This window comes from Providencia sp. M-27 (assembly GCF_011077905.1).
Taxonomy (GTDB): domain Bacteria; phylum Pseudomonadota; class Gammaproteobacteria; order Enterobacterales; family Enterobacteriaceae; genus Providencia; species Providencia huaxiensis.
Map to the genome: position 1 here is coordinate 61,577 of NZ_JAALBT010000009.1, position 13,964 is coordinate 75,540.

13 protein-coding genes are annotated in these 13,964 nt (G+C 31.9%); all 13 read left to right on the forward strand.

Translation table 11 applies throughout. The annotated features are described in order from the left end of the window. Positions 1 to 171: 171 nt before the first annotated feature. The 13 genes from G6Q48_RS13945 (at position 172) to G6Q48_RS14005 (ending at position 13,898) form a co-directional block, all read left to right on the forward strand. Entirely contained in the window at positions 172 to 1,611 is a 1,440-nt protein-coding gene (locus G6Q48_RS13945; RefSeq protein WP_166267066.1) for a capsule assembly Wzi family protein, read from the forward strand. Positions 1,612 to 2,291: 680 nt separating this feature from the next. After that, complete coding sequence (locus G6Q48_RS13950; RefSeq protein WP_166267068.1) at positions 2,292 to 3,482, forward strand: hypothetical protein; 1,191 nt, start codon at positions 2,292 to 2,294, stop codon at positions 3,480 to 3,482. A 9-nt stretch (positions 3,483 to 3,491) separates the two neighbouring features. Continuing rightward, a complete protein-coding gene (locus tag G6Q48_RS13955; RefSeq protein WP_166267070.1) occupies positions 3,492 to 4,379 on the forward strand; it encodes a hypothetical protein in 888 nt (295 codons plus the stop codon). Beyond that, complete coding sequence (locus G6Q48_RS13960; RefSeq protein WP_166267072.1) at positions 4,372 to 5,070, forward strand: hypothetical protein; 699 nt, start codon at positions 4,372 to 4,374, stop codon at positions 5,068 to 5,070. The genes G6Q48_RS13955 and G6Q48_RS13960 overlap by 8 nt, the downstream gene beginning before the upstream one ends. Beyond that, positions 5,067 to 5,924, forward strand: coding sequence for an alpha-1,2-fucosyltransferase (locus G6Q48_RS13965; RefSeq protein ID WP_166267074.1), 858 nt, complete (start codon positions 5,067 to 5,069; stop codon positions 5,922 to 5,924). The genes G6Q48_RS13960 and G6Q48_RS13965 overlap by 4 nt, the downstream gene beginning before the upstream one ends. A gap of 370 nt (positions 5,925 to 6,294) precedes the next feature. After that, the gene (locus G6Q48_RS13970) at positions 6,295 to 7,212 is read left to right on the forward strand and encodes a hypothetical protein (protein ID WP_166267076.1); all 918 of its coding nucleotides are present in this window, start codon (positions 6,295 to 6,297) and stop codon (positions 7,210 to 7,212) included. Then, complete coding sequence (locus G6Q48_RS13975; protein WP_166267078.1) at positions 7,202 to 8,194, forward strand: glycosyltransferase; 993 nt, start codon at positions 7,202 to 7,204, stop codon at positions 8,192 to 8,194. Before G6Q48_RS13970 ends, G6Q48_RS13975 begins: the two co-directional genes overlap by 11 nt. Continuing rightward, positions 8,191 to 9,099 carry a hypothetical protein gene (locus G6Q48_RS13980; protein WP_166267080.1) on the forward strand — a complete coding sequence of 303 codons (909 nt, stop codon included), beginning with the start codon at positions 8,191 to 8,193 and terminating at the stop codon, positions 9,097 to 9,099. The genes G6Q48_RS13975 and G6Q48_RS13980 overlap by 4 nt, the downstream gene beginning before the upstream one ends. After that, positions 9,092 to 10,201, forward strand: a complete 1,110-nt coding sequence (gmd, locus tag G6Q48_RS13985) for a GDP-mannose 4,6-dehydratase (protein WP_166267082.1) — start codon at positions 9,092 to 9,094, stop codon at positions 10,199 to 10,201. Before G6Q48_RS13980 ends, gmd begins: the two co-directional genes overlap by 8 nt. A 10-nt stretch (positions 10,202 to 10,211) precedes the next feature. Beyond that, a complete protein-coding gene (gene fcl / locus G6Q48_RS13990) occupies positions 10,212 to 11,174 on the forward strand; it encodes a GDP-L-fucose synthase (RefSeq protein WP_166267084.1) in 963 nt (320 codons plus the stop codon). A 14-nt stretch (positions 11,175 to 11,188) separates the two neighbouring features. After that, positions 11,189 to 11,665: a GDP-mannose mannosyl hydrolase gene (locus tag G6Q48_RS13995; RefSeq protein ID WP_166267086.1), complete on the forward strand. Its 477-nt coding sequence runs from the start codon at positions 11,189 to 11,191 to the stop codon at positions 11,663 to 11,665. Positions 11,666 to 11,671: 6 nt separating this feature from the next. Continuing rightward, positions 11,672 to 13,081, forward strand: a complete 1,410-nt coding sequence (locus G6Q48_RS14000) for a mannose-1-phosphate guanylyltransferase/mannose-6-phosphate isomerase (protein ID WP_166267088.1) — start codon at positions 11,672 to 11,674, stop codon at positions 13,079 to 13,081. A gap of 55 nt (positions 13,082 to 13,136) precedes the next feature. Continuing rightward, positions 13,137 to 13,898: a glycosyltransferase family 2 protein gene (locus tag G6Q48_RS14005; protein ID WP_166267090.1), complete on the forward strand. Its 762-nt coding sequence runs from the start codon at positions 13,137 to 13,139 to the stop codon at positions 13,896 to 13,898. The last annotated feature ends 66 nt before the right edge of the window (positions 13,899 to 13,964 follow it).

Genomic DNA, 13,964 nt, shown 5'->3' on the forward strand with positions numbered 1-13,964 from the left:
ACCTAGTTAAAGTGTGATGATTTCTATTTTCATAGAAGGCACAGAAGCCCAACCTAATAGCTATTTTGATACTTATAATAATAGGCTGCTAATAATCATATTTTAATTTTATTTATAGGTTTTATTTACCTATTCAATATTAGGCGAACTCAACTTCAAATGGATTTATCAATGAAAAATTTCAAGCTCACCAAGCTAGCAATACTTGCTGTCCTCGGTGCTATAAGTGCACAAAGCGTTGCAGGGGGATTAGTTCTACCAGATAACAACTTACGTAGTGACCTTGCTTGGCTTTCTGAACGCAACGTTATCCAAATTAGCTTATCCACTTGGCCGCTGTCCCAAGAAGAGATCACCCGCTCTTTAAATAATGCCAATATTACGAATAGCGAGCAAGAAGCTATTATTCAGCGCATTAAAAAGAACCTCGACCGTAAGAAAAACAGCGTTCAACTCGAAACTCACTTTGCATCTAGCCATAACTCCATGCCACAAGGCTTTGCCCAAAGTGAATATAGTGACATTCGCTATACCGTTTCAGGCAACTACAGCACTGACGATGTAGACTTAAACCTGACGGCTAATGGCGAACGGGCTTTACGCGTTGAAAATGGCTCTGACTACAACCTCAACGGCTCATATGGTGGTGTAAAAATTTGGAACCAATGGGTATCCTTTGGTGAAATCCCACAATGGTGGGGACCAGGCCACGATGGTAGCTTAATTCGTACCGATGCGGCTCGCCCTGTTACTGGCTTCTTAATTCAACGTGCTGACCAAAGCCCATTTGAAACTCCATGGCTTTCTTGGATTGGTTCGTGGCAATACCAGCTCACCGCAGGGCAAATCAAACAATACTCTTCCCAACCCAACACTAAACTGATTGGTTTACGCATGACCATGAACCCAACTGACTTCTTCGAACTCGGTGGTTCTCGCGTAGTCATGTGGGGAGGCGATGGCCGCCCTAATAACTGGAACTCTTTCTGGAACGCGATGGGCGGTAGGGATAATACTGGTGACTATAACGATGACCCAGGTAACCAGTTGGCAGGCTTAGACTTCAAACTAAAACTTTATCCATTAATTGACATACCCGTCAGTTTCTACGGCCAAATGGTGGGTGAAGATGAAGCCAACCTTTTCCCATCGAAAAACGCCTTCATGGGCGGTATCGAAGGTTACCACACCTTATGGGGCCAACCACTAAATTGGTATATTGAAGGCGCGAATACCCATACTGAGTGGGACAAAGACGGCGTAATGTATCGCCACTTTATCTACAAAAATGGTTATTACCAACAAGGTGCATCACTAGGCCACGCGATGGGCGGCGACGGACGCATGCTCACCACTAAAGTGGAATACACTCTCGATGATGATAACCGTGTCAGCACCCGCCTAATGTATGCGAAAGTGAATAAATCTAACTTTGATGGCAACAAGTTATTCCCTAAATCAGAAACCATCAAAGGCGTTGATTTCGGTTGGTGGCACAACTTTGACTATGACATCAGCACTGATGCGAAGGTTTGGGTGTCTAAAACTGATTACGAAACACGCAATGATTTAGGCGCAGCCGTTACAGTAAACGTGCCGTTTAAGTGGTAGTTGGCACCAATTAAGCATATTTAAACAAAAATGGGTTATGTTCTTAGCATAATCCATTTTTTTATCCCCTTAGCATTATTATTTTAGTTAAAAATATATTATCCATATAATCCCAATCAATACCCAAGTGAATTAATATAATCAATTAAGTATTTTATTAATCTATTGTTACTCTCAATTGGGATAAATTTGGATATATAAGCATCTTACTTTTATTAAACCCACACTAAAGGCAATGATATATAAAGAATAACTTAACTTAAATATATAATCACGTACAAAGCGTAACAATAGGATTATAACCTGATAATTTAAAATAATTTATTTCATTGCTACTCCTACTAGGACTATTCCCTAACACTATCACAGTGATAGTCAGTAACTAGCTTTAATGGTATTATTAAGCGCTTTTTACTTGACCAAATAAATGCTGAAGCATACCCTTGGTCGGCTAAAAAACAATAAGCTTTGCTTATCAATTGAACAAGTTAGCAAAAAATGCAATGTTTTCAATTGATAAGTATGCTTTTACAATTTCAATGGTGCTCTGGGACCCGATAACCCAGTGCGGTAGCTATGGGTTTTTAGATTAATTAAACAATACTTTCACCAAAATATTCTCATAAAATGAAAGTCTACAAATAAATGCGTTCACCAACGTAAAAATAGGAAAAACCAACTTGATTTTAAATTGGGATAGAATTAATCCCTTAATAGGGCTCTTAACTCTTGTTTTGAGCCAATTAGCTTCTTTAATAGTTTTTATTTTGTTTAGTAAAGAAATTGCAGGACAGTTAGGTACTGCTTTTCTTTGGGCAAATTTTTTATCACAAATTGTATTCTTAGGAGGTGATCAAGCTGTAGTAAAATATGGTATATCCCCTAATAAGAATAAATTTATTGAAGCTAAAACCGCTTATTTCATCATAAGCCTAATGATGTCTGTCAGTCTTACATTTTTATTTTACAAGGTAGACCATCTAGTTGAATTAAATAATATTTATGGGGTTTTTACCCTTAGCTTCATTTTATTATTTATATCAAAATGGTTAGAGGTATTTGCAAAAATACACAAAAAATACCATCACTTTATATTCATAACTTTTTTATCAGCATTACTTCTTATTATTTCTTATTTTTACACATATTTTTCATCAGAAAAAAATGTATATTTTGATTTGGAAATAAATAGGCTAATTGCAATCATAATATTTTTATTTGTCTTTTTTATAAACTATAAAAATGAAATAATAAAGTCAAGAATAACAAATGTTATTAATATAATAAAAGAAAATATATTTTTCACAGTTTTATTAGTATTTTCACTTTTAAATATATTTATTGATAAACTTTACTTGTCAATTGCACTTCCTTCTTCTAACTATGCTGATTATATGTTATTAATGGCTATTTATAACTTAGCCATACAACCTAAAATGGTGATTACAAACCAATTAATATCAGAAATCAATAATGTAAACTATTATTATAAAGTCAGAAAGACTTCTGTAATATACACATCAATAATGTTTATATTATCATTACCCTTATATTGGATAACAGTATCTTACATTTTACATGGTTATAATTTCGAATTAAATTTACTAATTATTTTAGCTATGTCAGGTATATTAGAATCATATTTAGGTCCCTGTAACATGATTTTATCAATGGTATACAATCCTTCAAAAAATATTATTCCAGAAATAATGGGCTTTCTTTTAGTGGGAGGGGCTATACTTTTATTTTTAAGTGGGCCTTTATCTGTAGAAAAAAGCATGGAAATCATGATATCAATCTTTGCTATTTCGCGTGTTTTAATCGCACTTTTTAAACTAATAATACTTAAAAAGTCAAACTATTTTAGTTAAGTGGATAAAATGGATATAAAAAAAAGATACGATTGCATTTTAGTTTGGCCTCATGCAATACAAAAACTGGATCTCATTTTAAAAGATATATATTTGAATGAAAACTTCACTATTTTAGTGATAAAAAAGCATAAGGTTTCAAATTTTAGTAAGTTTGTAAAAAAAATATACTCATTTGATTACGCACCTTGGCATCATTTAAAAGAAAAAACAAAATATTTACGCAAAGTTGGAAATGAAGTCTGTTTTATATTTGTAGAAAATAAAAATCCAGAAGTAGAACTTGTTGATGAAGGTAAGTTCAGACATGCTGAATGCGCATGTATAAAAAGGCTAAAATCTGCCATTAGAGAGAAATACAATCCAAAAGATTTAAATGGTAATTTATCACACCATCACGTAATTCATGCTACAGATAATGAAGTACAAACATACGAAATGTTGAAAATAGCACAACTACCTATCCAATCTCTTGATATAAACCATGCTCTAAACCTCCCATGGTTTCTCTTAGGGTCTAATCGATATAAAATCAAACTTCTAAATGTCGATGATATTTATTGTAGACAAAACAGTGAATCAGAAACGATCGTAGTCCATATTACTCAATCGATCCAATTTAAGTCACTAAAAGAAAATGAAATAGACAACTCTTATAAAGAATATATTGATAATAATATAGGGACTAACCTTCAAGCATATTACTCTATAGAAAAGTATTCTACATTAAGATCAAATTTTGAATACCTAAAAAATAAAGATAAAGATAAAGATAAATATATAATGGTAAAAAAAACAAATGGCCAGTATATCGTTGTTGATGGGCTACATAGAGCAAGTATAGCTATTAAAGATAAAAAAGTTAATAAATTGGTGGTATGTGAACTATATGACTAAAATAAATTTAAAAGAAATATTCTCAGAGATATCGAATTCATCATATGTACTATTGAAAGCTCCATCCAGCTTAGATGACTATACTTATGGTTCTGATCTTGATATTTTTACAAATGAACTAGAAGATGTATCGGCTAAAATCATTAGTCTGCTAACCCCTTACGTTGAGAATAATGATTTAATTATTGACATAAAAGATACAATAGGCAGAAGATATATTGATTTAATACTTGACGAAAAAATAAATATAAGATTCGATTTATGTTCCCAATTTCCAAAGTATAAAAATATAGAAATAAAAGATTCCTATTTTGATGTGGTAATTGAAGGTAAAGTTGTAGAAGAAAACCTATTCAAAGATAAATCAATAAAAGTAAATATTACCAATTCTAGTGATGAATTTATTATTCGCTACATTGAATATCATGAATGGTTCGAGTCACGACCAGATAAAATAAAACATATTGATATAATCCAGAAAAAATATAATGAAGATGAAATTGAAGAATACGTATCGAGATTACACCGGTACCTAAAGTTTCCTATAAAAAAACAGTCAAAAAAAACATTTAGAAAAAAAATAGCTGAGCTATTTAATTATTATCTTGAACTACTTATTAGATCTACTAGCTATATAAAAAAACATGGAATAAAAAAAACAATGGCTAAAGTAATGGCAAAAATAAAATGAAAAAAATAACAATTGATATTGAAGGTGGCTTGGGAAATCAATTATTTCAGTTTGCTTTTGCTTTAAACTTATACTCTACCTATAATAATGATTTGATACTAAATATAAGCTCATTCTCTAAGGATGAACTAAGAAATTTTGAGCTAGATAAGATAATTGACTTACATAAGCTTAATTATATTTTTATTACAGATAAAGAAAAAAATTTTTTTGAAAAATTAATGTATAAAATATCTAAAAAGTTAAACACTCCAATTTTAGGATACAAGCAAGAAGAAAACTTACAATACAAACCATTATCAAAGGCCAACTATGGAATTTCTTCCTATAAAGGCTATTGGCAATCACCTCATTACTTTTCAAAAATACGAAATATAATTCTTGAATTAGTTAATCTCGAGCCATACTTAACGAAAAAATTGTTAACAATTAGTAATTTCAGTAAAAATAATATTAATATTTCACTCCATGTCAGAAGAGGGGATTATGTTGAAAACATGCTAACCAACTCAATTCATGGCACATTATCTAACACTAATTATTATAAACAAGCCATCAATTATTTCGAAAACAAATTTATAACGCCTCATTTTTTTATTTTTTCTGATGATATAAAATGGTGCAAAGAAGAGTTTGATTGGTTAAAAAACAAGACATTTGTCGACTATACTGAGTCTCACTTTGAAGATTTATCATTAATGACTCTTTGTGATCATAATATTATTGCAAATAGTACATTTAGTTGGTGGGGAGCATATTTGAATAGCAAAGATAATATAGTAATCGCTCCGAAAAATTGGTTTAACAATAATAATAAAATAGATATTTATCCCGATAGCTGGATCTTATACTAGTTATCAATGGCATTAATGTAAATTAAAATATTTTAGCCAATACACTTATAGTCAAAGTTAGGAATCCTAGATGATAGCTATTGGATGCTTACTATTTATATTTCAGTGTATTTATACCGCATATTATATAAAAAAAAACAACTCATTAGTTTTTTTAAACATATTCTTCTTTATAAATATACTCAGTACATTTTATATAACCTTACCTTCACTTTTTGCTCTATCAACCAATTTGTCAATGGTTGGAGCTAGCCAAGATACTATACAGTACACATCTATATATGGTTTGTACTACAGTTTCATATGCACTTTATTTTTTTTATTTAGTACATTTATAAAAAATAAAAATAATTTTCACCATACAGTTAATATGAAGGGTGATAAATTAAGTTTCATCTTAAAATTAATTTCAGCAATTTTATTTATAATTACACTTGCAATAATAATCAGTAACCTTGGAAATATATTAAGTGTTTTTGGAAATCGTCCCAAACAAAGTTTACTAAATGAATACCTTCAGAATGTTTTTAAACTTAATACTATATTTTATATTTTAGTATTAATTATTACATACCTAACTCTTAGATTTAACAACTTAAAGTATATATTTATATTCGCTCCATTTTTATTTCTTGATTTACTTTTATTTGGAAAACTATATATTCTTTTTATTATAGTAATCTATTGTATTTGCTCTGCAATATTACGTAGAAAAATGCATTTTAAATATATCTATTTTTCTATTTTGCTTTTAGCAAGCTTTACTGTGTTAAGAACATATTTACGTGTAGGTTATTTTGAAATATCATTTATGACCCAAATGCTGGGGGAATTTTTAAATACCTGGGAAGTTGGTTATTTAATACAGTCTTCAACAAAAGAACAAGATTTTTTATATACATTAGGTTTTTTCTTTTTACGAGCTCTACCTTCTCCATATATCTCTATATTTTTTGATGATTACATATCATATACTGCAATATCTACAGCTATAAATCCTTTAGACTATGGTTTAGCAGGTAATCTAATTGCAGAATCATTAGCCTTTAAAAGTAATTTTCTATTAATAGTTGCCCCAATTTTATTTTGTTGTTTTTTCTTTATTATTAGTTTTCTTCCATCTCTTGGTTTTATTTCAACAAACCAACTATATATATTGTATTGTATCCAATTACTGCCAATATTTAGATATAGCTTTTATGAATTAGCCCTTTACCCGATATATCTAATAACAACCTTCGGATTTTTATTTATATTTATTGATTTAGCGAAAAAAAATGCAAAATAACCCTTTAGTATCTATTGTTTTACCATTATATAACTCAGAAAATTTCATAGAAGAAACAATTATCAGTATACTAAATCAAACATATACTAGATTTGAACTATTAATAATAAATGATGGCTCTACTGATAATAGCATAAATATCGTAAAAACATTTAATGATCCAAGGATTAATATAATTGAAAATGATTGTAACCGTGGACTGGTATATACCCTAAATAGAGGTTTACTATTATGCACAGGCAAGTATATAGCAAGAATAGATGCTGATGACATTTGTTATCCACATAGAATTGAATCACAAGTATTATTTTTAGAAAACAATAGCACTATATCTGTCTGTGGTATGTATGCAAAACCTTTATTTTATAAGTTTAGTATTAAAAATTTTATTCTTTCATTCTCGGCCTCTTTCAAGCCACCTTTAAACCACAAACAGATAGTTTTAGCCCATATTTTTGAATGTAGAATGATCCATCCCTCTATAATGCTAAGAAAAGAAATAATTGAAAGTGGTTACCTATATGACCCAGATAAAAAACATGCTGAAGATTATGACTTATGGATAAGAATTTCAAAAAAATTTATTTTAGCAAATTTACCTAAATATGGAATTAAGTATAGAATTCACTCAGGAAGTGTATCTCAGAGCAACAGGTTAGAGCAGATAGAAAATTCATTATCATCCAAAATTTCAGCATTACGATTCTTTTCTGATGATCCTAATTTGATTAAAAATTTCAAGAAGATAATATCAAATGATTTTAATGAATTTACAGAGCTAAAAGAAAAAGTTCCTGCCTTTTTTTCTTTTATTGACAGATTTGATAGAAATATTTCAGAATATTATTTCTTTAGGTTCTGTCGAAAAAATTCAAATTATGGATTAAAATTATTTAATTTATATATCAAAAACACTAAAGAACCTAAAGTTAGACGCATAATAATTATATTTATTCTCAGTATATTGAGGAAGTCAATTTGATTTATATTATAATTCCGATTCTGCAAAATGAAGTAAATGATAGTTTTCATAAAATCATCCTGAATTTTTTAGCTAAAACCGAACCTGTTAAAACACAGTTTTATTTTATTATTGTACTTCAATATGAAACGCCAGAATCTAAAAAAATCTCCATAGATAAAATCAATAAATATTTTTCAGGGTACTCTATAAAAATAATAACATCTAGTATAAGCGGTGTATCCTTAGCAAGAAATATGGGTCTTGACTTTATAAAAAAAACCAGTACATCTGAAAATGACACATGTTATTTTTTAGATTCTAAGATTTTAGTTAGCTCTACTTTCTTTTCTAACTTATTAGACTTCTCCAGCTCAAAAGATAAAGCTATGTTAGGAAATATAGAGTTTTTACCAGCCAACATGATTGAAGATAAATTAAAAAAAACGCCATCATATAATGGTAATAACACTAAAGCCTCTAAAAACAACATTAATATTAATGATGTTAACCTTCTACAATATTGCACATTATCTAGATGGATATTTAAAGTTCATATTTTAAATGATGTTCGCTTTAATGAGAATCTCGGCCCTGGTGATATGACAAAAATCAACTCTGCAGAAGATGTATTCTATCTCTATCAACTGTCTAAAAAATGTTATTTTGATATAAAAAAAGTAGGTAGTAAGATATTTCGAGAGGCTCGACCTAAAAATCTTGATAAACATTTTTTATATGCTTATGGTCATGGTGCAATACTAGCATATCTATTTAAAAGATCGCCCCGAAAATATTTTTTTAGTTTATTATTTTTTATTTTAAATTCCTTTAGATTTTTATTTATTGGAATTAAAGGATTAAAGTTAGCTCGTTTAAGATTAATTGGTCTATGTTCAAAACTTGAGAGGAATCTATATGAATAAAATTGCTATAATCACAGGTATCACTGGACAAGATGGCTCTTATCTTGCAGAGTTTCTTTTAGAAAAAGGCTATGAAGTTCACGGTTTAATTCGTAGAGCCTCTTCTTTCAATACGGAGAGAATTGACTCTGTCGTTAATAACAGTGATAAGATTAAATTACACTATGGTGATTTAACTGATACCTCGAACTTAATCCGTTTAGTAAAAGAAATCCAACCAGATGAGATTTATAACTTAGGTGCAATGTCCCATGTGGCTGTATCTTTTGAGTCTCCTGAATATACTGCAGATGTCGATGCTATCGGTACACTACGTTTATTAGAGGCCATCCGTATTAACGGCCTAGAAAAGAAAACTCGCTTTTATCAAGCATCAACATCAGAACTTTATGGTGAAGTTCAAGAAATACCACAAAAAGAAACAACGCCTTTCCACCCTCGCTCACCGTATGCCGTAGCGAAAATGTACGCTTATTGGATTACAGTGAACTACCGTGAGTCATACGGAATGTATGCTTGTAATGGTACTTTATTTAATCATGAATCCCCGCGCCGCGGTGAAACTTTCGTTACACGTAAAATTACACGTACTATTGCCAATATTTCACAAGGCCTAGAGCAGTGCCTATATTTAGGTAACATGGATGCTTTACGTGATTGGGGACACGCAAAAGATTACGTTCGTATGCAATGGATGATGTTACAACAAGATCACGCTGATGATTTCGTTATTGCTACAGGTAAACAAATTTCCGTACGTGAATTTGTACGTATGTCTGCTAAAGAGGCTGGAATTGAGCTCTCATTTAGTGGCACTGGTGTAGATGAAATTGCAACTGTTACTAGCGTAAATAACGCACTAGCACCAAATGTAAATGTCGGTGATATCATAGTCCGTGTTAGCCCAAAATTCTTCCGCCCTGCAGAAGTTGAAACCCTTCTAGGCGATCCTTCTAAAGCAAAAGAAAAATTAGGTTGGGTGCCAGAGATCACCGTGGAAGAAATGTGCTCAGAAATGGTTGCATCTGATATAGAAAAAGCAAAACAGCATGCTTTACTTAAAGCAAATGGGTTTGATGTTGCTATTTCTTTAGAGAATTAAGGATCACTCCGTGAAAAAAAGAGTTTTTGTTGCTGGTCATAATGGCATGGTTGGCTCCGCAATAGTAAGGCAATTACAAAATCGTAACGACATTGAATTAATAACAAAATCACGTCACGAGTTGGATCTCACAAGCCAAATGGCTGTTGATAGTTTTTTCGAGCAAAGCAAAATTGACGAAGTCTATTTAGCCGCTGCCAAAGTTGGTGGCATCCACGCAAATAATACCTATCCAGCAGATTTCATTTATGAAAATTTAATAATGGAATGCAACATTATCCATTCTGCTCATAAACATAATGTTCAACATTTACTGTTTTTAGGTTCATCTTGTATTTATCCAAAATTAGCATCACAACCGATGTCTGAAGATGCACTGTTAACGGGTATTCTTGAATCAACGAATGAGCCTTATGCTGTTGCTAAAATTGCAGGTATTAAACTTTGTGAATCGTATAATCGACAATATGGTCGTGATTACCGCAGTGTAATGCCAACTAATTTATATGGTGAAAACGATAATTTTCATCCAGAGAACTCACATGTTATTCCTGCGTTAATGCGCCGCTTCCATGAAGCTAAGCTGAATAATGACGAAGAAGTAGTTGTTTGGGGTACAGGAACACCTATGCGAGAGTTTCTTTATGTCGATGATATGGCTGCAGCCTCAGTCTATGTTATGGAATTAAACAAAAAAACATATCAAGCAAACACTCAACCAATGTTATCCCACATTAATGTTGGTACAGGTGTCGACTGCACGATTCGTGAAATGGCTGAAACTATGGCTAAAGTTGTTGGCTTTAAGGGAAGAATTATATTCGACAGCACTAAACCAGATGGAACCCCTAGAAAATTAATGGATGTATCTCGTTTAAAAAACCTAGGATGGACATATTCTGTCGAGCTTGAAAATGGATTAAGTGAAGCTTACCAGTGGTTCCTGCAAAATCAGCAAAATTTTCGTAAATAACGGATTAAATAAATATGGCGCAGCGATTAGCATTAAATACGTTTAAAACTATCGTTGCATCTACTCCTTTAGTTTCTATTGATCTGGTCATTTGTAATTCAAAAAACCAAGCATTGTTAGGGCTACGAAATAATCGTCCCGCCCAAGGTTATTGGTTTGTACCAGGTGGGCGTATTTGCAAAGATGAAACATTTGACATCGCATTTCGGCGGTTAACGATTGATGAGCTTGGTATCAGTTATAATATCAATGATGCAAAGTTTATTGGTCATTACCAGCATCTCTATCAAGATAATTTTTCAGAGGATAATTTTTCTACTCATTATGTCGTCTTGGGATATTTAATTAAAGAAGACCTTGATCTCAATAAATTACCTTTGGAACAACATAGAAACTATCAATGGTGGGATATCAACGAACTTCTGGATTCATCTAAAGTACACGATAATACAAAAGCCTATTTTATTAATAACCATTTAAATTTACGGTAAATTATTATGTTATTGCCTGTTATTATGGCAGGAGGCTCAGGTAGTCGTTTATGGCCTCTTTCTCGTAGCCTATATCCAAAACAGTTTATTAGCCTAACTAGCAAAAAAACAATGTTGCAAGAAACTGCAGCGCGGTTAAAAACGCTGCAACATCAGCCCCCTGTATTTATCTGCAACGAAGAGCATCGTTTTATTGTTGCAGAGCAATTACGACAAGAAAATGTCAAGCACAGTGGCATCATTTTAGAGCCCATTGGTCGAAATACAGCACCTGCTATAGCATTAGCGGCTATTAGGGCAATACAGAATGGAAATGACCCTTTATTATTAGTTTTAGCCGCAGATCATGTCATACAAAACCAAATAGGATTTACTCATTCTATTGAAAACGCAATTGAGGCTGCTGAAGAAGGTGCTTTAATTACTTTTGGTATCATTCCAACAACACCTGAAACTGGGTACGGCTATATTAAAAAAGGCTCCCCTGTTAATATTGCAACTTATCAAGTCGAACGCTTCGTTGAAAAACCAGATTTAACTACCGCTGAAAGTTACCTTTCAAGCGGTGAATACCTCTGGAATAGCGGTATGTTTCTCTTCAAGGCATCCTGTTATCTCAATGAATTAAAAAAACACTGCCCTGATATTTTAAAAATATGCGAACAAGCAATTCTTAATTCACAAAATGATTTGGACTTTATTCGTATACAACCGGACATTTTTAGTGCGTGCCCTGATGATTCAATAGATTACGCTGTGATGGAAAAGGCAAACAACGTTCAAGTCGTTCCGATGGATGCAGGCTGGAGTGATGTTGGTTCTTTCAGCTCTCTTTGGGAGGTTTCCCCCAAAGATACACAATCTAATGTCATTATTGGTGACGTATTAACAGAAAATACAACAAACAGTTATATCTACTCCCAAAATAAACTCGTATCCACTGTTGGTATTGATAATTTGGTGATAGTAGAAACTAAAGATGCAGTGTTAGTCGCCAATAAAAACAACGTTCAAGATGTAAAAAGTATTGTTGCTCAATTAAAGAATGCAGGCCGTTCTGAATGCGAACAACATCGCGAAGCATACCGCCCATGGGGGACCCATGATGATATCGCTGAAGGCCAACGTTTCCATGTTAAACATCTTAAAGTAAAACCTGGAGAAAAAACCGCCTTACAAATGCACTATCACCGAGCTGAACATTGGGTTGTGGTACAAGGGACTGCAAAAGTAACCAATGGCGATAAAACGTTCATAATTAGCGAAAATGAATCCACTTATATTCCTATTGGATCTCCTCATAGAATAGAAAATCCTGGTAAAGTTGACCTACATTTAATTGAGGTTCGCTCAGGTAATTATTTACAAGAAGACGATATCATTAGGCTAGAAGAGTATGGTAAAAACCATAACTAGCTATTACTGAATGGTTTTCTACTCTTTTATAAATAACATACTTAAGTTAAAAAATATGCTTAAAGATGACCATGACCTTGACTTTACTGTTATAACTGTTTGCTATAATTCTGCGAGTACAATACAAGAAACAATATCATCTGTATTAAACCAAAAAAGAGTAACACTTGAATATATTATTATAGATGGTGCATCTACGGATGGAACCATTGATATATTGAATAATAATAATGATAGCAGGCTGAAATACAGCTCAGAGCCTGATAAAGGTTTATATGATGCTATGAATAAAGGTATAGCTAAAGCAAAAGGAAAGATTGTAGCTATATTAAATTCTGATGACCTGTACATAAACGATTATGTATTATCTGATGTGCTTGCTGAATTTAATCAAAACAATGCTGACCTTGTTTCTGGCAATTTATACTATTTCAATAATGACCCTAGTCAGGTCATTAGAAAATATCCTTGTGAAGATATGAACTCAAAAGCTAAGTGGAAAAAAGGAAAACAACCACCACATCCATCCACATTTGTAAAACTCTCGGTATATAAAGAAATAGGCTATTATCATAGTGAATTTAAAATTTCTTCTGATTATGAATTTCTTCTACGAGCTATCTTTATAAATAACTACAAACACTCTATTCTAAATAAATATTTAGTTGCTATGCGCATGGGTGGAGAAAGCACTTCTGGCTTTAAAAGCAGATATATAGGAAGTAAGGAGGTTTATTTATCATGGGAGAAAAATAATATAGCTCCACCTTTATTTTTAATTCCTTTAAAAATAATCAATAAATTGCTTATTAAATAATACCTAATCTCATCGCCACTTATATCATGGTGAAAGTATCTCTCTATAAAAGTAAATTTTGATAAT

Excerpts from the sequence above, each read along its gene's own strand:
- G6Q48_RS13955 (WP_166267070.1), top strand. The coding sequence starts at position 3,492 with ATGGATATAAAAAAAAGATACGATTGCATTTTAGTTTGGCCTCATGCA.
- G6Q48_RS13970 (WP_166267076.1), top strand. The coding sequence starts at position 6,295 with ATGAAGGGTGATAAATTAAGTTTCATCTTAAAATTAATTTCAGCAATT.
- G6Q48_RS14000 (WP_166267088.1), top strand. The coding sequence starts at position 11,672 with ATGTTATTGCCTGTTATTATGGCAGGAGGCTCAGGTAGTCGTTTATGG.
- G6Q48_RS14005 (WP_166267090.1), top strand. The coding sequence starts at position 13,137 with ATGCTTAAAGATGACCATGACCTTGACTTTACTGTTATAACTGTTTGC.
- G6Q48_RS13975 (WP_166267078.1), top strand. The coding sequence starts at position 7,202 with ATGCAAAATAACCCTTTAGTATCTATTGTTTTACCATTATATAACTCA.
- G6Q48_RS13965 (WP_166267074.1), top strand. The coding sequence starts at position 5,067 with ATGAAAAAAATAACAATTGATATTGAAGGTGGCTTGGGAAATCAATTA.
- G6Q48_RS13960 (WP_166267072.1), top strand. The coding sequence starts at position 4,372 with ATGACTAAAATAAATTTAAAAGAAATATTCTCAGAGATATCGAATTCA.
- G6Q48_RS13945 (WP_166267066.1), top strand. The coding sequence starts at position 172 with ATGAAAAATTTCAAGCTCACCAAGCTAGCAATACTTGCTGTCCTCGGT.
- gmd (WP_166267082.1), top strand. The coding sequence starts at position 9,092 with ATGAATAAAATTGCTATAATCACAGGTATCACTGGACAAGATGGCTCT.
- G6Q48_RS13995 (WP_166267086.1), top strand. The coding sequence starts at position 11,189 with ATGGCGCAGCGATTAGCATTAAATACGTTTAAAACTATCGTTGCATCT.